The sequence below is a fragment of the Carnobacterium sp. FSL E2-0243 genome (assembly GCF_038003605.1).
In the GTDB taxonomy this organism is placed as follows: Bacteria; Bacillota; Bacilli; order Lactobacillales; family Carnobacteriaceae; genus Carnobacterium; species Carnobacterium maltaromaticum.
The window spans coordinates 1-23,602 of the sequence record NZ_JBBOPM010000003.1; the positions used below are offsets into that span (position 1 = coordinate 1).

At 32.0% G+C, this 23,602-nt stretch carries 29 protein-coding genes; 2 read left to right on the forward strand and 27 right to left on the reverse strand.

Annotated elements, in window-relative coordinates:
- Positions 1 to 471 precede the first annotated feature (471 nt).
- From MHI00_RS17105 to MHI00_RS17130, 6 genes are all read right to left on the reverse strand, one after another.
- Positions 472 to 597 carry a hypothetical protein gene (locus tag MHI00_RS17105; RefSeq protein WP_257613117.1) on the reverse strand — a complete coding sequence of 42 codons (126 nt, stop codon included), beginning with the start codon at positions 595 to 597 and terminating at the stop codon, positions 472 to 474.
- Positions 598 to 619: 22 nt separating this feature from the next.
- Positions 620 to 1,105, reverse strand: coding sequence for a thioredoxin family protein (locus tag MHI00_RS17110; RefSeq protein ID WP_035063686.1), 486 nt, complete (start codon positions 1,103 to 1,105; stop codon positions 620 to 622).
- A 55-nt stretch (positions 1,106 to 1,160) separates the two neighbouring features.
- Entirely contained in the window at positions 1,161 to 1,988 is an 828-nt protein-coding gene (locus MHI00_RS17115; protein ID WP_318589698.1) for an ABC transporter permease, read from the reverse strand.
- Positions 1,975 to 2,916, reverse strand: a complete 942-nt coding sequence (locus MHI00_RS17120; protein WP_318589699.1) for a peptide ABC transporter permease — start codon at positions 2,914 to 2,916, stop codon at positions 1,975 to 1,977. The genes MHI00_RS17115 and MHI00_RS17120 overlap by 14 nt, the downstream gene beginning before the upstream one ends.
- A 215-nt stretch (positions 2,917 to 3,131) precedes the next feature.
- Positions 3,132 to 3,323 carry a hypothetical protein gene (locus tag MHI00_RS17125; protein WP_318589700.1) on the reverse strand — a complete coding sequence of 64 codons (192 nt, stop codon included), beginning with the start codon at positions 3,321 to 3,323 and terminating at the stop codon, positions 3,132 to 3,134.
- Positions 3,324 to 3,352: 29 nt separating this feature from the next.
- Positions 3,353 to 3,664 (reverse strand): hypothetical protein, encoded by a 312-nt coding sequence (locus MHI00_RS17130; RefSeq protein ID WP_119907075.1) that lies wholly within the window; start codon positions 3,662 to 3,664, stop codon positions 3,353 to 3,355.
- A 781-nt stretch (positions 3,665 to 4,445) separates the two neighbouring features.
- Here MHI00_RS17130 and MHI00_RS17135 point away from each other — a divergent pair.
- Positions 4,446 to 4,643 (forward strand): CsbD family protein, encoded by a 198-nt coding sequence (locus MHI00_RS17135; protein WP_318589701.1) that lies wholly within the window; start codon positions 4,446 to 4,448, stop codon positions 4,641 to 4,643.
- Between the two features lie 310 nt (positions 4,644 to 4,953).
- On the opposite strand, the gene MHI00_RS17140 is transcribed toward MHI00_RS17135, so the two are convergent.
- The 10 genes from MHI00_RS17140 to MHI00_RS17185 all read right to left on the reverse strand — a co-directional run bounded on the left by MHI00_RS17140 (position 4,954) and on the right by MHI00_RS17185 (position 10,391).
- Positions 4,954 to 5,334 (reverse strand): hypothetical protein, encoded by a 381-nt coding sequence (locus MHI00_RS17140; protein ID WP_341115493.1) that lies wholly within the window; start codon positions 5,332 to 5,334, stop codon positions 4,954 to 4,956.
- A gap of 254 nt (positions 5,335 to 5,588) precedes the next feature.
- Positions 5,589 to 5,906, reverse strand: coding sequence for a hypothetical protein (locus tag MHI00_RS17145; protein WP_341115495.1), 318 nt, complete (start codon positions 5,904 to 5,906; stop codon positions 5,589 to 5,591).
- Between the two features lie 183 nt (positions 5,907 to 6,089).
- Positions 6,090 to 6,488, reverse strand: coding sequence for a hypothetical protein (locus MHI00_RS17150; RefSeq protein ID WP_341115497.1), 399 nt, complete (start codon positions 6,486 to 6,488; stop codon positions 6,090 to 6,092).
- Between the two features lie 102 nt (positions 6,489 to 6,590).
- Positions 6,591 to 7,064 carry a hypothetical protein gene (locus tag MHI00_RS17155; protein WP_341115499.1) on the reverse strand — a complete coding sequence of 158 codons (474 nt, stop codon included), beginning with the start codon at positions 7,062 to 7,064 and terminating at the stop codon, positions 6,591 to 6,593.
- A 227-nt stretch (positions 7,065 to 7,291) separates the two neighbouring features.
- On the reverse strand, positions 7,292 to 7,993 hold the full coding sequence (locus MHI00_RS17160; RefSeq protein ID WP_341115500.1) for a SprT-like domain-containing protein: 702 nt from the start codon (positions 7,991 to 7,993) through the stop codon (positions 7,292 to 7,294).
- Between the two features lie 86 nt (positions 7,994 to 8,079).
- Entirely contained in the window at positions 8,080 to 8,358 is a 279-nt protein-coding gene (locus MHI00_RS17165; RefSeq protein ID WP_341115503.1) for a hypothetical protein, read from the reverse strand.
- Between the two features lie 23 nt (positions 8,359 to 8,381).
- The gene (locus MHI00_RS17170) at positions 8,382 to 8,579 is read right to left on the reverse strand and encodes a hypothetical protein (protein WP_056998597.1); all 198 of its coding nucleotides are present in this window, start codon (positions 8,577 to 8,579) and stop codon (positions 8,382 to 8,384) included.
- A 15-nt stretch (positions 8,580 to 8,594) separates the two neighbouring features.
- Positions 8,595 to 9,167, reverse strand: coding sequence for a metal-dependent hydrolase (locus MHI00_RS17175; RefSeq protein ID WP_341115506.1), 573 nt, complete (start codon positions 9,165 to 9,167; stop codon positions 8,595 to 8,597).
- 55 nt (positions 9,168 to 9,222) lie between these two features.
- Positions 9,223 to 9,624: a single-stranded DNA-binding protein gene (gene ssb, locus MHI00_RS17180; RefSeq protein ID WP_056998595.1), complete on the reverse strand. Its 402-nt coding sequence runs from the start codon at positions 9,622 to 9,624 to the stop codon at positions 9,223 to 9,225.
- A 74-nt stretch (positions 9,625 to 9,698) separates the two neighbouring features.
- Entirely contained in the window at positions 9,699 to 10,391 is a 693-nt protein-coding gene (locus MHI00_RS17185; RefSeq protein WP_287430787.1) for a hypothetical protein, read from the reverse strand.
- Positions 10,392 to 10,540: 149 nt separating this feature from the next.
- Here MHI00_RS17185 and MHI00_RS17190 point away from each other — a divergent pair, with 149 nt between their 5' ends.
- Positions 10,541 to 10,768 (forward strand): hypothetical protein, encoded by a 228-nt coding sequence (locus MHI00_RS17190; protein ID WP_035063710.1) that lies wholly within the window; start codon positions 10,541 to 10,543, stop codon positions 10,766 to 10,768.
- A gap of 219 nt (positions 10,769 to 10,987) precedes the next feature.
- Here the strand turns inward: MHI00_RS17190 and MHI00_RS17195 are convergent, their stop codons facing one another.
- From MHI00_RS17195 to MHI00_RS17245, 11 genes are all read right to left on the reverse strand, one after another.
- Complete coding sequence (locus MHI00_RS17195; protein ID WP_035063709.1) at positions 10,988 to 11,791, reverse strand: replication-relaxation family protein; 804 nt, start codon at positions 11,789 to 11,791, stop codon at positions 10,988 to 10,990.
- A gap of 708 nt (positions 11,792 to 12,499) precedes the next feature.
- Complete coding sequence (locus MHI00_RS17200) at positions 12,500 to 14,644, reverse strand: helicase HerA-like domain-containing protein (protein ID WP_341115512.1); 2,145 nt, start codon at positions 14,642 to 14,644, stop codon at positions 12,500 to 12,502.
- A 20-nt stretch (positions 14,645 to 14,664) separates the two neighbouring features.
- On the reverse strand, positions 14,665 to 16,896 hold the full coding sequence (locus MHI00_RS17205) for a CD3337/EF1877 family mobilome membrane protein (RefSeq protein ID WP_135027450.1): 2,232 nt from the start codon (positions 16,894 to 16,896) through the stop codon (positions 14,665 to 14,667).
- A gap of 22 nt (positions 16,897 to 16,918) precedes the next feature.
- On the reverse strand, positions 16,919 to 19,435 hold the full coding sequence (locus MHI00_RS17210; RefSeq protein WP_119907153.1) for an ATP-binding protein: 2,517 nt from the start codon (positions 19,433 to 19,435) through the stop codon (positions 16,919 to 16,921).
- Positions 19,423 to 19,833 (reverse strand): TcpE family conjugal transfer membrane protein, encoded by a 411-nt coding sequence (locus MHI00_RS17215; protein WP_119907152.1) that lies wholly within the window; start codon positions 19,831 to 19,833, stop codon positions 19,423 to 19,425. Before MHI00_RS17215 ends, MHI00_RS17210 begins: the two co-directional genes overlap by 13 nt.
- Position 19,834: 1 nt before the next feature.
- Positions 19,835 to 20,104, reverse strand: a complete 270-nt coding sequence (locus MHI00_RS17220; protein ID WP_119907151.1) for a hypothetical protein — start codon at positions 20,102 to 20,104, stop codon at positions 19,835 to 19,837.
- A 15-nt stretch (positions 20,105 to 20,119) separates the two neighbouring features.
- Entirely contained in the window at positions 20,120 to 21,145 is a 1,026-nt protein-coding gene (locus MHI00_RS17225) for a conjugal transfer protein (RefSeq protein WP_119907150.1), read from the reverse strand.
- The gene (locus MHI00_RS17230; RefSeq protein WP_119907149.1) at positions 21,138 to 21,461 is read right to left on the reverse strand and encodes a hypothetical protein; all 324 of its coding nucleotides are present in this window, start codon (positions 21,459 to 21,461) and stop codon (positions 21,138 to 21,140) included. Before MHI00_RS17230 ends, MHI00_RS17225 begins: the two co-directional genes overlap by 8 nt.
- Before the next feature lie 41 nt (positions 21,462 to 21,502).
- Positions 21,503 to 22,138 carry a hypothetical protein gene (locus tag MHI00_RS17235; protein ID WP_119907148.1) on the reverse strand — a complete coding sequence of 212 codons (636 nt, stop codon included), beginning with the start codon at positions 22,136 to 22,138 and terminating at the stop codon, positions 21,503 to 21,505.
- Positions 22,139 to 22,534, reverse strand: a complete 396-nt coding sequence (locus MHI00_RS17240) for a hypothetical protein (protein WP_119907147.1) — start codon at positions 22,532 to 22,534, stop codon at positions 22,139 to 22,141.
- A 21-nt stretch (positions 22,535 to 22,555) separates the two neighbouring features.
- On the reverse strand, positions 22,556 to 23,578 hold the full coding sequence (locus tag MHI00_RS17245; protein ID WP_233463414.1) for a C40 family peptidase: 1,023 nt from the start codon (positions 23,576 to 23,578) through the stop codon (positions 22,556 to 22,558).
- Positions 23,579 to 23,602: the final 24 nt, after the last annotated feature.

The window sequence follows — 23,602 nt, forward strand, 5'->3', positions numbered from 1 at the left end:
CTCTACAAGGATCGTCACCCTTATTCTTACAGCAAAGAACATACGTTCGTACCTATTATATAAATAAAATGATGAAATTGCAACTTTTATTTCATTTAATATTAATCGCACGATTAGATAATAGATGAGACAACTTTTACAAGCAGCTTTTAAAAAACGAAAAAAGAGTAGTCAACAACTTATAAGTTGTTGACTACCCTTTTTCGTTACTAGTAATTTTACTATGGTGTTTTTTAATAGTGGCACCCAAACGTACATAAATTACTTAGGCTAAATCAACAAATAGATTACACCCACTTGTTTTACTCAAAAATCAGATTATTTTACCGACCTTAACCCAACTCGCTAACGTTTTTTATTCTTTCTAAATTTTTTCATACTTTTAATTTGGAATGTATCCAGTATTATTAATAAGAAATCAACTAAAATATCCAACGTATTCTCCCTCTTCAAAATATATTTTAAATTATCTTATCTTTTTAAATTTTTATTCTTCTTAATATCGTAGAAATCATCTATAGATTTACTCCATGGACCTAATCCAAAAAATCCCCACACAATTAACCCAAAAACTAAAATTACTTTGCTTTTTTTCATACTGTTATCCCCTATCTGTTAACTATTCAGAAAAAAATTCTTCAAAACTATTGTTCTTTTCATCATATTTTTCAATTTTACTTTTTTCTACCTTAAATAATGAGGGCACATATTCTAAATTAAACTTTTTACTAATTTCCTCATTATTTTCACTCTCTATATTTGTATCAAAGTAATAGATATTTAAATTCTTTTTATCAATTAAAAATTCGAACAAGTTTGGTAAAAAAATTTGGCAATACGGACAGTTATTTCTACCGAAATAAACAAAATATTTTTCTGGTTGAATTGCTTTAATGCGATTTTGATTTTCTATTATATTACCATTTATAAGTAAATGTTGGTTAAGCATATCTTCAATCTGTCTATCATATCGAATAACTTTATTTTCAAATTCTATTTCTTTTCTCTTATTTGCAGTAACGCCACTAATGTTTGCATAAATTAATACAAAAATTAATACTATAAAAATACTTACAAACAACTGAACACTTCTCTTTTTCAACATACTATTCCTCCAAATACTTTAATGATAATTTATCTTAGCCAAAAAAATTTTCTTTTTAATTCACTCTTTTATATACTTTAAAAATAAACTTAACTACTATATATGGTAACCATAGAGTACATAAATAGCTAAATGTATCAAGTGCTGCATTATTAGTCGGAAATTCAAAAATTGATTGTATTTTAGTAAGTGTACCTCCTGTATTAAATTGGAGTTCGATAAAAACCATCACTGAAATCATTTCTAGGTATATCATTCCAATAATACTTTCAAGTGGACGAACCAAATTAGGCACAGTATAACGTAAAAATAGAAATAAGTTTGTATAGCCTAAAGATCTGGCAAATAAAAAATAGTTGGATTGATAGCAATCTTTAATAAATGGCGTCATATACTTGATTAAAAAAATAGTAGGAAAAATAGTAACAATTAAAAAAGGAACAAAAATTACTGGTTGGCTAACAGTTCCAATAGTATTCAACAGCCTTATTTGAGTCAGTTTGTAAATTTGAATAAAACTCCATTGAAGAAATATAACAATGGCAACAACAGGTAAATTTTCTATTAAATCTAAAATATAGTGTAAATTTTTTAAAAGTTTCAGACTAAAAAATCTGTAAAAGAAAGCATAACTTAGAAATAATAGTAACGCAGAAAATAAACTAATCGATATAAGGAAAAGAGAATAGTTTTCTGAAAAATTCCAATAGTGTCCAAATGTAAATTTCCAAAAAGAAAGGGTAAATAAACTTTCAAAATTTTGTTGAATTGAAGTTCCATTTTCAAGAATTAAATTAAAACTATAAGAGATAAAAGCTAGTAGACCAAACACAATAAGTACTAGCGATACTATATATTTAAAAATAGAACTACATATATTCATATTTTTCTTCCCCTATCAAAATTATTTTAAGTAAACGATTGGTTTGGCTAAGAAAAAATATTAGTATACAGTAAAATAATAGTGGAATTAAAACAGTCCATGGAGAAGTAGATAAATATTTAATATTTTGCCCTATAATACCACTCCATTCATTGGATAATGATATAGGATACTCAACTCCTGCATCTAGTTTTACTTCTATCGTTCCTCCTAGAAAGAGTTGAAAATACGATAAATAGATAAATATGGCAAGATTTTGTATCATTGTTTTAAAAAATAAATTCAAAACTACGATAGATAATTGAGGTCGTAATGAACGGAAAACCATTCTCCATGAACTACTACCTAAAATACGACTCGCCTCAGAATATTCTTTTTTAAACAAATGTAATATTTCAGAATTAAAAATCAAAACTAAATCAGGTATTGTTATTCCCAATAAAACTAGTAACTGCATTAATAATAGCGTAGAGTTCGTTTTAGTATTTGGGACTTCATTTAAATAAATAACAGAATATACTGGTAATATTAATAATGCTAATAAAAATGGTTTAGGAATTAAACTAAATATAGTTGCAAAATATTTAAACACTGTCACTATAAAGGTTTTTTTCCATTTATAAATCGCTAAAAATCCTAAAATAAAGCTTAATGCTATTTGAAAGACACTTAGTACTAAAGAAATACTAAACGTATATTTGAAACCTTGAACCAATTTGCTTAACAATGTAAATCCCACTAAGTCCGTTCCAAAAGGTGGTACAATTTTAGGATTGAAAGGAGGGAATTTAATTTGATTATCTAAAGTAATACTAGAGACACGTGAAACTAAACTATTTTCCAATCCAGTCTCATAAAACAAACTCAACAATAAAAAAATGATAAAAAAAAGACCAATTCCGGCTAAATATATTTTTTCGCGTCTCATGGGTAAGCTAACCTCCAAAAATTTAATTAGATATTTATATTGTTCAACTATTAATTAAATTCGTGAAACAAAAAGGCGAAGTGACCTATTATCACTCCGACTATTTGTATTAATTAAAGTTGGTTAAAAGAATTGTTCTAAGTAACATAATATGCAAAAGAAGAATAATTATAATATCTAATATTTTTCACTCATCTATTATTAATAATCGTTAATTATAGATTTCCCATAGGAACACAAGATGCTTGTGAACGGGGATTTCCATAATAGGATCCACCTTTTTTCATGTACTTGCCTGGAGGGCATGGACCCATTTCTAACTGAACTGCACTCGCATCCTCAGCTACTAAAAAAATTGGTGCAGTACACAAAATTATAATTGCAACCAAACTTAATCTCTTTTTCATATTTCAATCTCCTTTTAATTTATTATTTATTAGTTATACATATTGCTTTGAAGATAAATGCACAAAATTATTGCAATGATTAAGAAAATTATTAAAAAGAAGTTTGTTGATTTTTCTTCTAATTTCCTTTCACTTGTTTCAAAATAGGGATTGGTTCTTTTTGCTTCATAGTCAGAACTTGTTTTTACAAATCCATCTGAAGGCAACAAACAAAAAACAAGTATTACATACATAATTGCACTTGTTATATAGATTGAATACCCAAAGGCTAACTTTATTAAAATTGATATAAAAATCGGTATTATAATAAATAAAAGATACTTAAATATTTTTTTACTCATAACATGCTCCTTTCCTCAATTCAATTTAATATAAAATTTGATGGTTTTACCATTAAAATTAAATTAAATATAACCAAACTTTATTTAATCATAATATCATAATAATGCCTTATGTCAATGTATTTTCAAATTTTGATCAATTATATTTTGAATCTTTATATTCGGTTCACATAAAACTGAAAATTAAAATACTGAATGTATTCAAACTATTTACATATGTTAAAACAATGAAAATAAGTTGGCGTACATGCTTTCATGTAATTTTAATTTTACAAATAGCGATAATTGGAAAACATTTATGCGCTGTCTTTTATGAATCCCTTTTTAAATTTAGCCTAAATCGACAATAAAAATAAAAGAAATATACAATATTGTTTTTTTGCTCATCCATAATAACTTAAATTTTTTTTATAAATCTCATCAGATAAGTTTTTTAGCTTCTTATTAAAAAAAATAAACATTTCTTGTATATATTGGTTTTAAGTAATAAACAAGTATTATAGATATAAAAAGTTATAGTACATTTTTTCATTATCACTATCCAATTACTATTTTTAAAAATTAATTTAAGTTATGGATTTCTTATAACTTTATTTCTTTCAATTTTCACTATTTTTCGCTATACTAAAACTACCTTCAAATAATTTTCATCTCTTAAGATGGATTACTTTCTCTCCTGTTTTTTAGTGGGAGAGTTTTAAGTTTCAGAATCCTAATGAAGGTAATTACGATAGTTTATTTTAACTTAAGTTACTATTATACTAGAATGGAGTTGAAAGGCATGACAGATTCAGGAAATATTGACAAAATCAAAGGCAAAGCAAAAGAAGTTACTGGTAAAGCTACCGGAGATAAAGGTACGCAAGCCGAAGGTCTTATTGATCAAGTAGTTGGGAAAGTAAAAGAAGTTGCTTCTGATGCGAAAGACAACGCTGAAGATCTTATAGAAGATGTTAAAGAGAAGTTTGATAAAAAATAAAGATATAATGCTATGAGAGATTTTACAATTTCGAATGTATAATTTCAGGTGTTGATGATTGTATTCATCAACACCTATTTATTTACACAAAATTATTACCAGACCCGACTTAAATCCAATGCACATCAAAAGAGTTTCAAAACGTATAAAAAGAGTAATCAACAACTTTTTTAGTTGGTGACTACTCTTTTTATTGTTACCAATAATTTTATTATGGCGTACTTTAATGGTAGCTCGCAAACTTACCTACATCACTTAGGAAAAATCATCCAATAAATTACACCCTATTGGTTGGTTTTAAATTTGATATTTAACTATTATTTGCTTTTATTAGTTTTTGTAAACTGTCTACAAAAAAACGTGGGGAATTGCTATTAAAATATGATCCATTACCTAAATAAGCAATCAATTTACCTGTTGAGTCCACAGCAATTTCAATCATTTTTATAGTCTTCCCTGATTTAGAACTATATGAATACTCTAATATGTCACCATTAATTACTGCCTTTACACCTCTTTGAGTGGCTTGTGCTAAAGTATTTATTTCATTTTGAGATATTCCCTCAAACGTTTTTTCAATTTCAATAACTTTATTTACAAATTGAGTGGGTACTTTTTTCTTGTTAATACTTAATATAATTCCAACTGTTACTATTCCTATTGAAGAAATAGCAGTAAAAATTTTTTTCATACTTAACTCACCTCATATTTTTTTATTTCTACATAATTGTTTCCTTCATGATATAAAAGAAAATAGATATCGTCAACAAACAATATCCATTGTTCGGGTTTATAGTCCGTTTATCCGGTGTTAAGCTCCCTGCAGGCGACATACGTCGGCGCTATTTCCGAACGATTCGCTTACCTGGCTATTCCTGATTGAAGCAAAAAGCTTTTATCAGGAATTTTTTAAATAAATACGTTTAAAAATTGTGCTTAAATGGCTTAAAGTAAGTCATTTAAGCACTCTGTGCAATAATACACCTTAATTTCTCTATTCTTATCAACGTGATTGATTGCGTCTTGTAAAGTCTCAAACCACCTTTCTTTCAAGTCCGAGCCACAAACAGGACAAAATGATTCATAGATCAAAAATTTTTCATTTTCTGAATCAAAATTGATTTGAACTAAAACATCATCAATTTTTTCAATCCTAGTATTTTCAGTTCGGGCTTTTTGTAGTAAATGAGTTAACTTAGATAAGCATACCCGCTCAAAGTTTTCAGCTTCTTTTATTGAATCTTCTATTACAGTAATTTTCAAAATCTCATTCCTCCATTTTTATTAGTGTTTCTATTTCGTAAGGCGGAATCGAACCGCCTTCAGCACCAGCTACGATAATTGTTACTTGTTTTTTTCTTCATTTTTTAAATCTTTCCCCATTGCTTTAGCCAAACTAAGAACCTCTATTACTTCTTTTATTGTCATTTTTTTTCCTCCAATTTTTTATTTTACTGCTAGCCTTAAAGCTATATCAATAACTTTTTTCTCCACCAGCTCACCATCAAGGCGTTTGTATTCTTTTATACTTTTTTCTAAATCAGTTCTTAATTTTATTGGAATACTATTTAAACCAAAACTAACTAGTTTCTTTTTTGCTTGATTAAATTTTAAAACTATTTCGTTATACTTGGTTTCCAATTCGCTATTTTCTTGCCAAAATTTTTCAATTGAAAAATAGGCTAGCTCTACATCATCAATTAAATATAATTCCGCAGGAATTGAACCATCTTCATTTTTAATATTATTTTCAACGAGGTAGTTTATTTCCGATTCCTTAATTTCCGATTCAATTTTTTCTCTTTCCACTTTATATAATAAATAATCATTTTTTGTATTTTTCATGCTAATTTCTCCCAATTTTATATTTTTAAATATATTACAGTTAATCATTTCTATCTTTGGATTTATAAAAATGATTAACTGTAGTAGCCCTAATTGCTCGTATTAACAACCTCCATTTTTAACGAACTCTAAATCAGTAAATAAATTCATAAAGCTGTCAATCGAAATTTTTTGGCTGTTTGTTCGTTCTAATTTGTCATAAAGATTTTGTGGTATAGAATCAATTACAACTTGCATTTTTTTTATTTCTTTCTCAATTATTTCTTTTGATTTTTTCTCTTGTTCAATCATATTTTTAATTATTTCGTCATGTCTCTTTTCTATAACAACTTTTTTTATTAATGAAAAATCTCGTTTTATTTCTTCTTCTGTAAGTGTATCGAGTATTTCTAAACATTCGTCAATATCTAAATTATTCCATTCTCCATAAGCGACATAATCCCCTCTTATTTCACTATTTTTGAAATCTATTGTTACACTGTATTCTTTACTAGACAAAGGACTTTTTACTTCAAAATCGTATCTATCAAAATCGCAAACATCTTTTTTAATTGTTTCCACTACTACTAATTTCATTTTCACCATTCCTTTTTTATTTTTGAACCATATGGTTCAATTATGATTTATGCTTAATTACAAACTATTTAAAAATAATAATAGGTGACTTTCATCGCCCCTTACCTATAATACTATGATACCATATTAGGTATCATAAAGCAATCTTTTTTATTCGTTTTATGATATTATTTTTAGTATCATAACCAAAAAAAAAGAGTAGAAATTTATAGATTTCTACTCTCTTCTTATTCCTCTTCAAACTTACAATCACACTCATTACAATTAATATCAATTCCTGATTTATAAGACCGTATAATCAAGCTACAACCAGGACAAACATATTTTATTGAACCACTAGCATTTTTTACTGTATTTTCCATTGCCTGCGCTTGCTCTTTTGCTTCTCCTAGACCTTTACCTTCAGCAACTAATGACAGGTATTGACTGCCATGTCTTGCCAGCCTAAAGACTTCTTTATCAATATCTAGCTTATCAATGCGGTTAGTTAATTCGCTCCCTATTCTCGCATAACCCCAACCCACATACTTATCGGGCTTATCACTATCATATTCATAACCAAGTTCTAACACTTTATTTTTAAAATGCTTATTGTGGTATTGCCCTTTTCTACTAACATCTTGAATATTCTTTACCTGATTAAACAAGTGAACCATTTCATGCAACAACGTATCCATCGTTTCAAAAAAGCCTTGATCTAAAAATTCCGCTGATAAATTAATTTCATACAAACTATTTTCTCCATTTTCAAAACTCCAAACTGGATTTGTAGTACACCAGCCCATCGTTCTTTTGCGGTGCTTTGTTGATTGAATGGTTAACGCTGTTTGGGGTAATTCATTGTTAAAAAACGTATGATTGAATTTATCAAACACCTGGTATAATTCTGCTGTTACATCATCAATTGTTATTAATTTTTTTTCGTCCATTTAAATTCCTCTTTCTATAACTGAACCATATGGTTCAATAAAAACCTATAAATTAACCTAGTTACTAGTTACTAGGTGTATAGTTTCTAGTTATCAATGTATTTAACGCTAGGAACTTCTACTTCACCCATTTGCATGGGGGTTATAATTGGAACTAATCTCTGAAGCAGGTCTTTGTCCATACAACGGTCAAAAAAATTTCCAATCGTATCTAAAACAAAATTATCGGATAAATCAGTAATAACATAGCGTTCATTTAATTTTATTCTAGCAACAAAAGCACATAAATTTTCATCTGTACTTTCAATTCTAACAGGCTTACCATAATACCCACCTGCTGAAATATTGTAACATAAATATGACATGATTTTCCCTCCCTCACAAGACTTTAAATTCTCTTTTCTTCTCCACCATTTAATTTTATTTGATTTTCTTCTAAATCAAGGGTAAAACTATTAGCAATTTGATACCCTGTACGCTTATATCCAGCGTCTTGATAAGACCATTCATAATATTGAGTTGTAGACACCAATATTTCAGCGTCTGGATTATTTTGTAAAATTAGTATTAAATCACTTGCTTTCATATCTTAGCCACCTCTCTAAAGAAAGTTTTTTATAACCTGGATAGAATTTGTACTATTAAATAATAAAATGCCTAAACCTAAAAGTAATAGCAATCTTAAAACGTGTTCATACATTCCACCGGTCGGAATGGTTACCGGACTTTTCACACTCGTTTTTAAAAATGGATAAAATAAAACAATCCCTTTTGGTGTAAATAAATCTAGCACTATATGACTAAAATATCCTAGTAAAAATGCAATTCCAATCCACGAATAGCCGTATATTGTTGTTACTGACGTCACGATCAAAAATAATGGTACAAACAGCGTTAAGCTGTGGGTTAAAGTCCTATGACCAAACGTTGTACTTAATGGATATGAAATAAAGGGGAACATTCTCCCTATTTTACTGCCTTTATGGTCAATATCAGGTAGTAAAGCCCCGAACGTACTAGCTAGTATAATAATGCTTAAAATAATCGCTTGATTTGGTAATGAGTTAAGCCCTTGTATCGATGGCAGCGTTACTGAATTTTCATAATTTGTATAAAGTGGCGATAAGCTAACAGCCAATAATGCTCCGCCTACCGTATGAGTTTTACCTTCCATAAATGTTATACCTCCAATTTTTAATTAAAGGGGGAAAATTCCCCCTTCAGTCTTTTTAGTTGCCTGGTTCCAATCCATCAAACGATTTATCAGCTGGTTTTTTGCCACCATTTTGCTCGATACGATTTTCAAGAGTTCCTTTTGTTTCTGCAAATGTAAAATCTTCCACTACAATCTCTGTAACGTAAACTTGTTGACCGCTTTGGTTTTCGTACGAACGACTTTGTAAACGTCCTGATATGCCAATTAAAGAGCCTTTACGAGAATAATTTGCAAGACTCTCTGCTGATTTACCCCAAACAACAATATTAAAGAAATCAGATTCTCTAGTCCCTGCAGAATTAGTGAAATTCCGTTGAACTGCTATAGTCCCACTTGCTACCGCCTTTCCGTTGCTAGTGTAGCGTAAATCTAAATCCTTTGTTAATCGTCCAATTTGGTTAGTTGTATTCATCATTTTAATTTCCTCTTTTCTATTTTTTTGTTTTTTTATGAAGTCTGCAACTAAATGAATAGTTGCAAACTCAATTTTTACTTCAGTAAATCTTCAATTATTTGTTTATCCTCGTCACTATAAGCTGGATAATAAGGAGAAATATAAAAATTTCCATTATCATCAATTTCTAACGCTACCTTTTTAACACCTTTGACAAAATAGTAAACTGGTTTTTTCTTCCACTGATTAACTGCTCCGCTATCAATAAGCTTTTGCGTTTTTTCACTTACAACCTTGTTTTGGTCTTTTTCTTGCATTTTTTCAAGGCTAGCAATCTTATTTTTTAACTTGGTAATATCGGCGCCCAGCGTCTTCATTTTTCTTAATGGCTTTGTTTTGTTGTAAGCTTTGGCTTTTGCGTTTTGGTCTTCTAGCTCGATCAATTTATTTTTGAAATAATCTAAATTGTTTACGCTGGTTTTTGCTCCAACAGTTGCATAACTTGATTTACCAACTACATGAACATCTTTAAGCAACTCATTTTCACTTTTGAAATCGTCAACCTTTTCTAGCATTTCGATACGATTTTCTTGCTGTTCTTGTTGTTCTGCAAGGTTACGCTCTTTTGAATAATGTCTTTTAACAGTCTTATAAATGTCGCCACGTCCTATAATGTTAGGCTGTCCGAAAGGTATTAAATCATGCTGTTTTCTGATTGCGCTTCTTGTTTCAACTCGTTCATTTTTGATACGTTCTAATTTACTGTGCGCCTTTTCTAATGTGTTCATTGTGCCACGTCCTCTTTAGTTTTTTTGTTCTTTCTTTCCTTATCTCTATAATACTATGATACCATATTTGGTATCATAAATCAAGCTTTAACCTTGTAAAATGATATTAAATTTGGTATCATTTATAAAAAGAATTAGGAGCTGATTTTATGACAAGTAAAGCAGAATTAGAAAAACAAAAAAAATGGTTAAAAGAGAATTTAGTTGGAAAAGAGCAAGCTATTTTAATTACTGGTCAATCAATGACCGCCTTCAACCAATCTGTTAAACGTGGACTAATTGAACCGTTCTATGAAATTGAAGGTAGCACACGTACAAAAGTAAGGCTTTACCTTAAATCTGACTTAGAAACGTATAAAGCAAACAAACGTAAATAACCCTCTCTAAGCCCTTTTGTTGCCAACGCTTTTAATCTTTAAAAAAAGATTTTTCGCCACATTGTGTGGCATAGTGAGCGACCTTTAAGGGAGTCGAACTGTGAGCCAGCTCCTTAGAGCATGTTTGGCGAGAGTCGGCGCCTTAGCGACGCGGTTTCTCTAAAGCAATAGGACTCAAACCATGAAGGCGTGTAAATCAAGTAAAGCAGTGTTTGCCTTTTACCAGTTAATAAACTCATCTTCAGCAATAATTTTCTTCAGATTATCTTCAAAACTTTCACTTGAAAAAATGTGTAGGCGTTCAAAAAGCTCATCTGCTTTTTCGCCTACTTCTTTTTTCTTTTTATGCAAATAAAATCCTTTAAATAGTTCTAATTCCCTAAAAATGGATTTACTTGGCGTTACATAAATCAATCGTGCATTTTTATCTCGTTGTAACAATGCTAAATACTTTGGAAAAATATTATTTGTGTATCTATTTTTCGTTTTCATAGTCAGCTCAATTTCAAAATACCAGTTTATTTTTAATTCTGATTTAGCTTCAAAACAGAATAAAAAATCAGAAACGTTGTATATTTTTCCTTTCTTGCTTGGATCGCAATCCTTCACTTCAAAAACCTGTCTGCGTTCTGATTGAACGTATAATAAATGTGGGTGTTCATTAAATAACGTCAAAACATTAATTAAAGCATTGGTTACCATCAAATGATGAAATAAATTGTACTGTGGCACTTTTGGATAAGGGTAATAACCACCTATACTATTGTGACCGTCTCTAGTCATAAAATAGTAATGTGCGTTTCCTAACTTGTCATCTGTTATAAAATCTATTAATTCTTTATCTTTTAATTGATTAATTTGTCTTCTTAGGTTTTTTTCAGCAATCGGAAAAGTTAAATTTATTAACTCGTAAATCTGTTTGAACGATACAATTCTTAGTTCATGTAAGATACACAAAATAATCCAGTCCGTATTAACTCTTGGTTTGAACTCTACATAATAATTCGCCAACAAAGCTTCCATTTTCAACTTCACCTTTCTTTTGACTTTGATTTTAAGTCCCCCAAGATTTGCTGGGGGATTTGGGGGGTTGTTGCCCTTAATCTTTTTTCAATTCAAACGAGGTTCTCGTTTGTTCCAAAAAGGAGCTGTTCCCTGCACTTGGGAATAGTTCCTTTCGCTCTTTAGTCCCCCATGTTTTGGTGGGGGATTTAGGGGGTTGTTGCTCTTTCTTTTGTTCCCCCTGTCTCAAGTTTTGTGAGAGAGGGGGCTAGGGGGTGTGAGTTGTTGCTCTTGACCTTCAGTTCCCCCTATCTCAAGTTTTGTGAGAGAGGGGGTTAGGGGGTGTGAGTTGTTGCCTTTCTTCCCCCAAAACTGGGGGACCGAGGGGGTTCATCTCTTGACCTTGACCCTGACCTTATCTTTATTTATTTATCTTCTTCTTTACATTTTTTGCACTAGCCAGCCTGCCTTTTATATTTTCGTAGTTATTTGGATTTTGACCATTTACTCTTATAAGTGGGGGGTTTTCCCCACGTTGAGAGTAAATGGTCAAAATCCAAATAAGCGTAGAAACGTTCATATGAAAGGCAGGCTGGCTAGTGCCAGCACTTCGCACTTACACCGTCATTTGCACCACCATATACACCAGTACGCACACCCTCGCACACACCACCGCTTAGACCTTTAGCTATCACATTTTTTCTATTTCAAACTGATTTTATTCTTGCTTTAAATAGGTTTTCTCATATAAACTTTACGAATTGGCTCATGAGTATTATTTCCTTTTCTTAGAATATAAAACTCACCAGTTCGTAACTCTTTTATATTATTTGGGTGAACAATAAAGTTTTCTACATCTCTTTTAGTTCCTTTTTCACCTGTCCAATCGGTTTTATTTACATCAGAAAATCCTGCTTCTTGTTGGGTTACACTGGTAATTTCTATATCATCATAACTACCAAAAAGTTCACTCCAATAATCAATTTCAGATTTTTCATTCGTTTGCCCGACTATATAAGTGTTTGTATTTCCTATTAATTGTTTCAATAAAATTGGATCAATCGCTTCAATATCTGCTAATGTTTGTGGTGCAAATAAAGCATGAACACCAGCTCCCCTTGTCTTATTTACTGTGTCAATAAACTTATCAGAAAGATACGCTGAAGGTTCATCAAACAAAACAACAAAAGGAAAATCTTCCGTTATTTCGTATCGTTCAGAAGCTAAATGATTAATGTCTGCAATCATAAATTGCGCCAACGTATGGATATATTCCGTATAAATCAAACCATCTAAGGCTACATAAATGATTTCATTTTTTCGTGTAGCTTCCATTAAATCTAATTCATTTTTATTCGTTTTTGTATCAAACAAATGGCTCAATTCACTATCTAGCAACATGTAAAAATTGGTCTGCAAACTTTCAGCTGTAGCATACAGATAGAAAGGATTGTCTTTATGTTCATACCTAGCAAATAGCTGTTCAAACATTCTTAGACTAGATTTTTTTAGTCTTTTTTTCTTGTTGCTGATTACCCAATACATATCTTCTAATTTCATAGTTTCAGGATTTGCGGTGATAGTTTCAACTACTTCTGTAGCAACTCCATCATCTTCAATCTGATCATACTTACTTGAAGCCGATTCTTTAACTTCTGCTTTTTCAACAACTTCAACCTCTTTTTTTACTGATTTTTTCGATTTATTTTTTGGTGATTCTTCCACTTCAAAGACTAATAAATCTGGATAAATTAGTAGAAGTTCATTGATAAAAAGAAGTAAAACTTTTCTAGGTGAAAAGTAGTCTGACATGTTTTCAAGGTCACGTTCAATATTGAAAACATCTAACAATTGAGTTGTTCCCATCAGTAATTGTTTGTTCGCACCTGAATAAAAAATACTTTCAGTTTCAGCTAAACTAACTAGTTTGTCTCTTATTTCAATACTGTTTCCATATTTGAGAGGATTATATGAAATATCTCCAGTATCTGTAAATTCCTTCACTTTACGATCATATTTATTAGCTATATCTGATACTGCCAACCTTGTATCTTTTGCACCTTTTCCGTCTATAATTAAGCAAGGAATATCAAACTTAGCACAATGTTCTACAATTATCTGAAGAACTACTGTCTTACCACCACCAGTTGTTGCTGGTAATAAAGCATGCTGGTTGAGTTCTTTTAAAGTGATAAAATAAGGCTTTCCGTATTCATCAGTACCTAGTAAAATGTTGTGTGCCAGCTCGTCTAATTTAGTAATATTACCCTCCGATTTTGCCAGTGCATAAGCTTCTTCGTATTCTTCAACAAAGTTTTTAGACTCTTCAAATTTGTTACTTAATCTCTTTTTGTACGTCTTACTTTCTTTGACTTTAACAATTTGAGATTTTTTTGATACTACTTTTCTACCTTCTATAAATGAAAAAATTGTTAACATAATACTAGCCATTCCAGCTCCACCTAGCAGTAAAGCAACAACCGTTTGCCAGCTAAAAAACAAGGCATGATGGATTAAATTTAATGGAAATAACAAGTACGTGGATAGATAACCTCTTGGAATTAAATAGATACTTGATAAAATATTTACTAGAATTAACCCACCACTTATTAAGCCAAAAGTAGAGTTTCCTTTTTGAAGGAAACTCTTAAATTCAATGTCATGTACATTTTCTAAGCGTTGTTGCTTATCTAAATAAATGAAATAGAGAACTGGAAAAATCCCAAAAATAGCAAAGGGATATAGGAGAACAAAACTTATACTGACAACAATTGAGATTACATTGTATCTACTTGTTTTATCATTTTCGTTCCCATTTTTTTGATTCTTTTTATTGCCAAACAACCCATTGTATAGATTATCATCATCGTTCAAATTTTATTCACTCCTATAATTTATTTTCTACTTTTTGGCGTTCGTGTTACTTTTTTTTGAACTGTTTTTACTCCTGTATTTTTTCCACGTGTTTTGTTAGTACGTGTTTTAGCAGTACCTGCTTGCTTTGTATTTCTAGCCCGATTTTTTGGTTTTCTTGTATTCATTACAGGCTGTCTACTTTGCGTCGATGTTTGACTGCTTCCTGCTACTTGCGTTCCACCAGAATACATTGGAACGGAAGATTCTGCTTGATTTCCGCTGGTAACATCGGCTTGTTCCGCACGTTGAGGATTAGATACTTTACTTCCCATTTTTCTGCGTCTTGATTTTGGATTTAGGTTTGTTCTTGATTGTGGCATACTGTTTGGAGTATTTTTTTCTTTACCAGCTACTAACTCACCTTTAGCATAAATTGGAATAGAAGTATCATTTTGAGATTTATCTTCTGTGTTATTACTCATATTTCGACGTCTAGATTTAGGAGATACTGGTGTATTAGACTGTTGTTCATTATTTTTAGTTCCGTCTTTTGAATCACCTGGTACTTGCCCTCCACGTAAAGGACTTCTTTTTCTTGTTTGATGACCTTTTCCTTGCGATTGATTCATATTTTCAGACTTTTCTTTTCCATCTTCAGGAGTTTTATCCACTCGGTCTTTATCTTCAGCTTTGTTATTCTGCGGTTCATTAATGTTTTCTTTTTTTGTATCCCCATTTCTATGATTTGACCGTTTAGATTTAGTAGATTTAGGTGCTTTAGGTTCATTTTCTTTTTTACTATCACCATTAGGATCATCTTTTTCAGCTTCTGATTTTCTATCTGCTTTTGCTTTTTTACGCCTTTCTTTAGCTTCGTTAGCACGTTCTTTACTCTCATTTTGAAGCAATCTATTGGTTTTCATTGGATTAGCTAGTGCGTGACCTACCATTCTCATATTCATACGTCCTGTAAACATAGCAGCAATGATAAATCTGAAAACATAAATACCAATCGGTGCTATTACATAAACAAGAATTGTTAGCATTTTATGATAAGGATTTTCAACTGATGAGCTTACTTGAAAACCAAACGTGACATACATTGCAAAAATGATACACGCAACTCCTGTCATGGATTTCATGAAAATAGTTAAACCAAACGCTTTCCCATAGTTTACGAACACATTACTTTCAAAATTAAATAGTCCTACCAGTAGCAAAATTGGCAATAGTGGCCATAACATCAACTGTAAAAACGCTAAAATGATTCGTAGCAAGGCTAAAATAAAAAAGATAACCATTTGGATTAAATTAATCACCATGTAAAACAATGAAAATCCTGCCACTTCAAAACTTTTTGAGTAATGAATATTTTTATTTTTTAAATCTTTTGATTCGTAGTTCACAACAGATTCAAAGATTTTTTCGTTATCTCCTTCAGCAATATCATTGTCAAGTAAGATCCCGATTCTGTCATAGTCCGCATTTTTGTATTTAACTGTTTTTTCTCGTATTTTTTCAACATTTGAAGTCCCATATTGCATGAGTAAATAAGGTTCATACACATTACTTCTATAAATTCGAGAAGCGATTAAATCTGCACTAGCTTTTAATTTATCTGAAGCTGAAGCTTCATTTTTATCTTTGTCTTCTATGCTGTTTCCACCAAAAACTGGATTAATACTAACAAATTTAGCTTCTACCGCACTATCAATATCCATTAATTTAGTAAATGCTGTATCATTCGCACGACCATCTGACAATATGCTTAACCCTGTAAAAATAGCTATCGTCATAAAAAAAACTCTGAAAATTTGTTTGTATCGTTGTTCTCCAAAATATTTTAGTAACATCACCAGCGCCACGATACAAATTCCAATTGTACTAGCAAGTGACGTCATATTCTTGGCTATTCCAGCGGTCAAAGACTGTATGGGTTCTTTTACTGGCGTCACAATATCCAACCCGAACATGAAACGAACCATTTCGGCATTGAATTTCCCAATCCCAACAACTCCTGACCAAAAAAAGCTCTTTATTCCAGCTGAAATACTAGCCACGATACCTCTACCTTCTTTTGTCATCAGTTCAAAGGAATTGTCTTTATATCGTTCGTAAATGACGTCTGTGTCATCTGTAGGTGCTTCTACGTTAACATCGGGGTTATCTGCGCTAGGTTCAGCTCTACTGATACCACTAAAGCCAAATAGAAGAAAAAAGCACGTAAACAAAAGAATTACACGTTTCTTCCATTTATTTTTATTTTGCATGATTAGCTACCTCCCTCGTTCATTATGCTTGTTCCATTTCTAACGCCTTTTGTACGTGCTCGCTATCCCTGTTTGTTGACGATATAGCCATGAGCCAATAATCAAATAGAACGTCAATAGCTATCGCTTGATTGCGTCCTAAGTGGTCTTGAAATAGGCACGTCCCAAATTTCAAGCTATCTATCAGCTCCATATTGCCTTTATTCGTGTTCATACCAAAAAATTCTAATATTTTTGTTTGTGCTTCTTTTTGGTCTGGTCGAAAGGCAAATTTATAGGAAATTAATTCCTTTTTACTAGGAGTGTCATAGTCTGAAAAACTTTGAGTAACGAGGTAAATATCTGTTCCGTTCGCTCTACCTTTACGCAAATCTTGATCGATGTTATGCGCTCCCTGGGGCGTATCTTCAATAAACTTCGCTTCATCATAAATAATCGCGGCGTCTTCATCTTTGTTCGTAGAAAATACGTTTGTCAGCTTGGTAATATTCTCCATAATCGCAGTGCTTGCCACTTGTTCAGGTGATAAAGGCTTATTAGAGTTTTTACGTTCTTCTTTTGTAGGTACCATTAAACCCTGGATTCCTAAGACATTAATTTGATGTCTGAAATTAATAGCGGTGCTATCATCATTCCCAAGTAATACCTTGCCTAATCCGATATTGAAGCTTTTCAGAATTTTTCCTAGTTCTTCATCTTTTGTTGCAATTAAATTAACAACCCTGGTTAAATTATGTGGTTGTTTTGATTCCGCAATTTCATTCACGCAGTCAATGATAATTGCTCGTTTCCGAACTTCTGTACGTGAATCTTTCCATATCTCTGCTAATGAGGAAAGCGTGGATATAGCGGTTTGTATGGCGTCTTCCAGTGGTAAAAATATGAGTGGGTCTAACATTCCCCTAAATTCTTCTTTATCCGATAGGGAAAGAAAATTGATACGTCTGTACATTTCTGCAAATTCGGGAATGTGACCATATTTTTCCAGTGCCTTTTTGAAAAAGATTTCAGTCTCATTTTTTGGATCAACATATAAAATTTTCTGTCCTAAAAATGTTAACCACAAAAAAATGTACTTCACTAAAACGGATTTCCCTTTTCCAGGTGGTCCTACAATTAGCGTATTTCCATTTGTGTGCATACTGCCTTTGATAGAACGCTTTGTTAGGTTAGGAAAGAACCATACAATATTACTCGCAAATTCTAACGCTTGGTGAACTGAAGCAAATTTCTTAGTTGTAATCACTCGACCTAAAGGCATACCATATTTATTTCCTACCTTTTTATCTAAATCCAGTCCTAAATCAGCTATATAGCCTGTTGTGAGCGTTTGTTCATAACTTTTAAATGAGTAGGCACTGCCTAGTAAAGACTGGTTAAAAAGCGTTAATTGGTCAACCATAGAACGATACAATTTGTAATCAGTTGTTTCTAATGAAAAATTCAAGTCTTTTATTTTTTCTTCTAATTCTTCTTTAGATGTAGCACTCACAACAAACTGAAGAGACGCCCTGCACAATCTCCTGTCCTTGCTTTTTAGCGTTTTATTCAAATCATTTAATCGTTCCTCACCATACAAGATAACCTCGTCTTCATCTAAAATGGCGTCTGTCGTATCTAGCTCTTTATCTTGCTCGTAAATCCTCTTACGCATTTTGTAAACCTTGTTTTTATCTTTCTTCTCATGGTCAAAACGCAACCGAATTTGAGTTTCCAGTGTAAATGAAACGGTATCTTGCAACCGCTGGACGACAGCTGTAGCAAATGCGCTCGCTGGTAAGTCTATTATGCTTAGAAATGCAATATAATGGGTTTGTTCCAGTTGTTTTATTGTTAAATAGCCTTCGTGATTCTCAATTTCACCCTCACACATTTCTAAGGAATTAATAGAACGACTAGGTAGCTGTTTCTGCGCCCTATGAAAGTGATAATACGTGATTTTTTCGATTTCTTCTTCAGTCATACGTCTTGCTTGTTTATGGTTGAGTAAATCATCAAAAAATTGTTCTTCCTTTCTCCTGTAATAAGAGAGTAAAACTTGAGTATTCTTATTTATTCCAGTCATTTTAGAGATTAGATTGCCTGCCACTTCCTTGAATAATTCAAAGTATTCTAAAGGATCAACAACCTGCATTGGCGTGGATAATTTAACTAGTAAATAGGTATTATACTCATTCATTTGGACTTCAGTTTCTAAGATTTTACCTGCTTTTTTAAAGTGAATTTCGCCCAAATCTTTAAATTCACCATGTACGATGTGTTCAATTGTTTGGTCAATGTGTTCTTTTACATCAAATTGAGTTGGAATGTTAAATAAATGATACTCATACTCGTCATGTTCAAACATGCCTTTTCCTTCATCAATATAATCCTCAAAGAACGTATAATCATTTAATGGATAGGTTTGTCGCCCAATATGATAGCCGACATACACTTCACCATCACTTAGCATTGTTGACTCTGTAAAGATAAAGTTTTTAGTATACTCTTTTATTGGAAACTCTGCTTTTTTACTTTTGGTCTGTTTTACTTTTTGCATGGTCTCCCCCTCTTAATTGGGCGATAGTGGATTTTATTAATTTGTGGCACAATGTGACCATGTTCATATTTTGTGGCTTTACGTGCCTTATATCCAGCCCTTCCAATACAGTAATCAATAAAATTTTTGTTATCCCATTTTAAAGAAAAAAGCGCCCAAACAAGGACGCCTATTCCCACAAGGATTATCAACCAACCATTTTTATAAACAGATTGAACAAAATTAATTTTGGTGTAGAGTGAGATTAGAAAAATAACGAATCCTACAACTATCAATACACCAGTTAAAACAAGATAATCCAATCGCACTCCGTTTTTAGCATATGGTATCGCAGTACCATTAGGAAACGTATAAAATTTTATAGGTTGGTTAAATTCTCTTGTGTAATTGTATTCCATGTTAAAACCTCCAATAGCCTATTTTCATTGGAAAAATTGCGGTACCAGCTGGCTTAATGATTATATCTTTTAACTTACCGCCGATAACTTCAACATCGTTAAGCATGATGATTAGCATTACTATTACAAAAATTAGTATCACTGCCATAATCCCTCTAGCAAAACCTTGTGTTACAATCGTACCTATCAGCATACATACACCAACGATACATAATAAAAAAATCACTTGTGTGGAAACGTTATCCCATAAAGGTTTTAAATCAAATCCCATTTTTTATTCCTCCATTTATTCGTTAAATTTTGTGACAAAGTAACTGTCTTTGTTTTGTTTAAGTTCTATTGAAAAGAATGAGTCAAAGCTTGCGCCTTCCCCATACTTGAAAGAATACGTTCCCTCTACCAGGTACATATCATTTTTTGTTTTTACTGCATTTTTTAACGTTACCTCAATCAATTCACCATCAGACAATCCCTGTACGTTTGAAATAAGCTCTAGTTTGGAATCATTTGTCACGTATAGTTCAAAAAATTGATTTAAGAAATTTTGTATCTTTGTTTCTTCTTCAGTCGTTACAGCTGTACCTTTACTGAAAAAACGTTCTTGCTTATAATCAATTAACGCCTGCTCGTCATGTTCAACTACTGTTAAATTAGTTAATGACAATTTATTTAGAACCGTTAGCTTTTGATTTTTATATTGAACTGGTACAATCACTTGCGCCCTGGTAAGCTGACTATTTTCAGTAAAAGAAATGTCGTAGTACAATAAATACGCATTTTCCAGCTCAATTGACTTATCTTCTTTCAGCTTCACAAAATTAACGTTATTCAGAACACGATCAAATTTTGAATCTCGTATACCTAACTCATTCACTCGCATTCCAGCTGGTAAATAACTAGTTAATTTTTCTTCACGCTCTTTTTGTTTGTCTGTATCGACAGAGTAATTAATCAGCGTTTCTAAGAAATTTTGACCTTCATATTTAATTTGGTCGGCTTGTAAAACTGTTTTTTGAACATCTGTTACGATCTCTGTGGGGTCTATTTTCTTTGAATTTGCTACATCTGCTATAATGTCTAATCTGTTGAAATACATGATTAAAACGACTGACTGAATAATAAAAAGGGTGAAAAAAAAGAACGATAGCCAATTACCTACCGTCCTACGTGCGAAGCGTATGCTTCTAGTATTTACTTCTTTTTCTTTTTTTACCTTTTTTTCTTTTTTTGGCTTTTTTTCCGCCTTTTTTTCTTCAATTTCGTTCGTATTAGACATTAAAGAGGGATTAAAATAGGGTTTTTCACTACTCATTGGTAATTCCATACCTTTGTAGCAGGTTAGGTGAAACTTTATCCGTTACGATAATGCCATCTACTGCTATTCCAGCACCTTCTAAAAACATCAATCCCATTCTGAAGGGCTCTTTTTTATTTTTGACCCCTTCAATGTGTTCTTCAATTTCTTCAAAGAAAATTTTTGACCCCACTGTATATTTTTTATTGTGAATGCGCCACATCACAATTAAGGCTACCTGAAGGTTTGCCTTTTGATACTCCCATTGCGTGCTGTACTTAATTTTTTTTGGTTCTTGTTTAGTGTTTTCTACCTGCTTGTTGTTGTCGTACATCTTCCCACGTCCCTTTTATTAATCGTTAGTCGCCTTTTACTTTACCCTAAGCTTCCTGACTGCTCCAAAGGCAAAGGTACTGCTTCAGTTATTTTTTTCGTTTCTGGATCATACTTTACAGTGTACACAAACTTACTTAATTGAATTTGTCCTTGATACATTAGTCGAACTTCCATAGTAGCGATTCCCTCAATACCTTCAGCTCGTTGGTTTCTGTAAAATTTGTAGTCAGAAATTTTACTTTCAATAGTCACTTTAGGTTCTTCAGGATTGGTGCCTTTCATTTGTTCCACAACTGAAGCTGTAGCATATTTTTCTAATCCATCAAATCGGCTTAAAAAGCTGGTTTGATTGTAAGTGAAAAGTGCTGTAAAAAAAGCTTCAGTCTTATTCCAATAATCTAGCTCATTATCAACAATACTGGCTTTTTCTTCCGTTTCATTTGTAAAATCAACGTTTTTTTCTTCTTCATTTTTACCTGTTAATGGGTTAATAACTGGACTGGTTGATTCACTTTCACTGCTTTTTTCTTGCGTACTTCCGCTTATTTCAGTAGAATTACTCTGTTTAATGGTGGACTGCAATTCTCCGGTTATAAGAGTAAAGCTGACACCAATTATCGCAATGACCACAAAAGCCAATATACCCAATAGTACGTTCTTTTTGTTCAACTCCATTTATTGCTCCTTTCTATAAATTATTCTTCCTTTAATTTCACCCCCTCTCATTTCCTCCTCATTAGAACCTCTATTTAGTGCAAATAGCATTTTTTTTAAATAAACTATATTTTTGCCAATTACCGTCTGTTCGTAAATGTCTCCAATGAAAGTCATTCGTTTTTTTTCTTTAGATAAATCTTTCAAATGTAGTTTAACTTTTTTTAAATGCTTTTTACGCAATGATTTATTAAGAACGGATTCTTTTAGAATTATTTTTCTATTGCTTTTATCTAAATAAAATTCTTTTTCCTCAAAATATTTTTTTACAGATAAATAAGGAACGCCTATCGATAAAAAGAAAATCCCCAAAGTACCTATAAGCCCAAAAATGACCTCCATCATTACACTTAGCATAGTTTTAACACCTTTCTTTAGCTATTCAACACGCCCAAAGCCAGCAAAATGGGATTTATAGTAATCATTGTTCATATCTGAAATTTGAACTCTGTCTCCACCAGCTTGAATAAATTGGGTGTCAGAAATGACCATTCCAACGTGGGTAATGTATTCCCCTCGTCCAGTATCATAGGTTGAATGGAAAAAAATAAGATCCCCAGCTTTTACTTCATTGTCATTAATTCTCCTTGTATTATCGTATTGATTTTGTGCTATACGATTGAATTTAACGGTGATTTTCTTCTGTTGGAACAACCACAATGTAAATGCTCCACAATCAAAACTAACGGGGTCTATAGAGCTAATATCAGCCCCTAGAACGTATGGTTTACCCAGCTGAAGCTTAGCAAGCTCGAAAATGTCATCAAAATAATTCATTTTGTCACCAGTTACACCAATATCGTTTATAGAACAACCGCCACCAGTTGCTAAATTAGAGTTATCATCAGTTCCACTGAATGTTTTCATCATATCTTTTACAGTTGGAACCCAATTCTTATTTAAGCCTGTAGGGTCGTTATCTGCCCCAACTGGACAGTATACGCTCCCTAATTTTTCTACCGTATCTAACTGACGTTCAATTACCAGGTTATGCAATGTTCGACCAGTAGCTTCTATACCTTCATCTAAGGTTGCATAAGAAATAATACCTGAAGCACTCATTTGCCCGCTTGGATTATTATTATTTCTTATGGCGCTACTCGTTCCCCATGCACTCTCATGTGCCATAATCGCAACAAATAAAATCGGGCTGACACCAGCTTTTTCAGATTCTGAAATAATTTTATCTGCTTTATCACTAAAGGCGTTCCCTTTTTCTTGAACGGTTTTAATAAAATGTTCCTTATTAAAATTCAAGTCTGTTACTCCACTTCCAGCTGTTTGACAGCTTTCTAGTGAAGTAGAACCGCTACTTTGACCACCTATTGAAAAAATGATTACTAGTACAACGGTTCCCATAAATACAACAGGAATCAATGAGGTTATTATTCCTATCCACATTTTTTTCAATGATTACACCTCTCA

What these genes read in the sequence shown, in the direction of transcription:
- MHI00_RS17105 (WP_257613117.1), bottom strand. Translation starts at nt 597, where the DNA reads ATGAAAAAAAGCAAAGTAATTTTAGTTTTTGGGTTAATTGTGTGGGGA.
- MHI00_RS17110 (WP_035063686.1), bottom strand. Translation starts at nt 1,105, where the DNA reads ATGTTGAAAAAGAGAAGTGTTCAGTTGTTTGTAAGTATTTTTATAGTA.
- MHI00_RS17115 (WP_318589698.1), bottom strand. Translation starts at nt 1,988, where the DNA reads ATGAATATATGTAGTTCTATTTTTAAATATATAGTATCGCTAGTACTT.
- MHI00_RS17120 (WP_318589699.1), bottom strand. Translation starts at nt 2,916, where the DNA reads ATGAGACGCGAAAAAATATATTTAGCCGGAATTGGTCTTTTTTTTATC.
- MHI00_RS17125 (WP_318589700.1), bottom strand. Translation starts at nt 3,323, where the DNA reads ATGAAAAAGAGATTAAGTTTGGTTGCAATTATAATTTTGTGTACTGCA.
- MHI00_RS17130 (WP_119907075.1), bottom strand. Translation starts at nt 3,664, where the DNA reads ATGAGTAAAAAAATATTTAAGTATCTTTTATTTATTATAATACCGATT.
- MHI00_RS17135 (WP_318589701.1), top strand. Translation starts at nt 4,446, where the DNA reads ATGACAGATTCAGGAAATATTGACAAAATCAAAGGCAAAGCAAAAGAA.
- MHI00_RS17140 (WP_341115493.1), bottom strand. Translation starts at nt 5,334, where the DNA reads ATGAAAAAAATTTTTACTGCTATTTCTTCAATAGGAATAGTAACAGTT.
- MHI00_RS17150 (WP_341115497.1), bottom strand. Translation starts at nt 6,488, where the DNA reads ATGAAAAATACAAAAAATGATTATTTATTATATAAAGTGGAAAGAGAA.
- MHI00_RS17155 (WP_341115499.1), bottom strand. Translation starts at nt 7,064, where the DNA reads ATGAAATTAGTAGTAGTGGAAACAATTAAAAAAGATGTTTGCGATTTT.
- MHI00_RS17160 (WP_341115500.1), bottom strand. Translation starts at nt 7,993, where the DNA reads ATGGACGAAAAAAAATTAATAACAATTGATGATGTAACAGCAGAATTA.
- MHI00_RS17165 (WP_341115503.1), bottom strand. Translation starts at nt 8,358, where the DNA reads ATGTCATATTTATGTTACAATATTTCAGCAGGTGGGTATTATGGTAAG.
- MHI00_RS17170 (WP_056998597.1), bottom strand. Translation starts at nt 8,579, where the DNA reads ATGAAAGCAAGTGATTTAATACTAATTTTACAAAATAATCCAGACGCT.
- MHI00_RS17175 (WP_341115506.1), bottom strand. Translation starts at nt 9,167, where the DNA reads ATGGAAGGTAAAACTCATACGGTAGGCGGAGCATTATTGGCTGTTAGC.
- ssb (WP_056998595.1), bottom strand. Translation starts at nt 9,624, where the DNA reads ATGATGAATACAACTAACCAAATTGGACGATTAACAAAGGATTTAGAT.
- MHI00_RS17185 (WP_287430787.1), bottom strand. Translation starts at nt 10,391, where the DNA reads ATGAACACATTAGAAAAGGCGCACAGTAAATTAGAACGTATCAAAAAT.
- MHI00_RS17190 (WP_035063710.1), top strand. Translation starts at nt 10,541, where the DNA reads ATGACAAGTAAAGCAGAATTAGAAAAACAAAAAAAATGGTTAAAAGAG.
- MHI00_RS17195 (WP_035063709.1), bottom strand. Translation starts at nt 11,791, where the DNA reads ATGGAAGCTTTGTTGGCGAATTATTATGTAGAGTTCAAACCAAGAGTT.
- MHI00_RS17205 (WP_135027450.1), bottom strand. Translation starts at nt 16,896, where the DNA reads ATGCAAAATAAAAATAAATGGAAGAAACGTGTAATTCTTTTGTTTACG.
- MHI00_RS17210 (WP_119907153.1), bottom strand. Translation starts at nt 19,435, where the DNA reads ATGCAAAAAGTAAAACAGACCAAAAGTAAAAAAGCAGAGTTTCCAATA.
- MHI00_RS17215 (WP_119907152.1), bottom strand. Translation starts at nt 19,833, where the DNA reads ATGGAATACAATTACACAAGAGAATTTAACCAACCTATAAAATTTTAT.
- MHI00_RS17220 (WP_119907151.1), bottom strand. Translation starts at nt 20,104, where the DNA reads ATGGGATTTGATTTAAAACCTTTATGGGATAACGTTTCCACACAAGTG.
- MHI00_RS17225 (WP_119907150.1), bottom strand. Translation starts at nt 21,145, where the DNA reads ATGAGTAGTGAAAAACCCTATTTTAATCCCTCTTTAATGTCTAATACG.
- MHI00_RS17230 (WP_119907149.1), bottom strand. Translation starts at nt 21,461, where the DNA reads ATGTACGACAACAACAAGCAGGTAGAAAACACTAAACAAGAACCAAAA.
- MHI00_RS17235 (WP_119907148.1), bottom strand. Translation starts at nt 22,138, where the DNA reads ATGGAGTTGAACAAAAAGAACGTACTATTGGGTATATTGGCTTTTGTG.
- MHI00_RS17240 (WP_119907147.1), bottom strand. Translation starts at nt 22,534, where the DNA reads ATGCTAAGTGTAATGATGGAGGTCATTTTTGGGCTTATAGGTACTTTG.
- MHI00_RS17245 (WP_233463414.1), bottom strand. Translation starts at nt 23,578, where the DNA reads ATGTGGATAGGAATAATAACCTCATTGATTCCTGTTGTATTTATGGGA.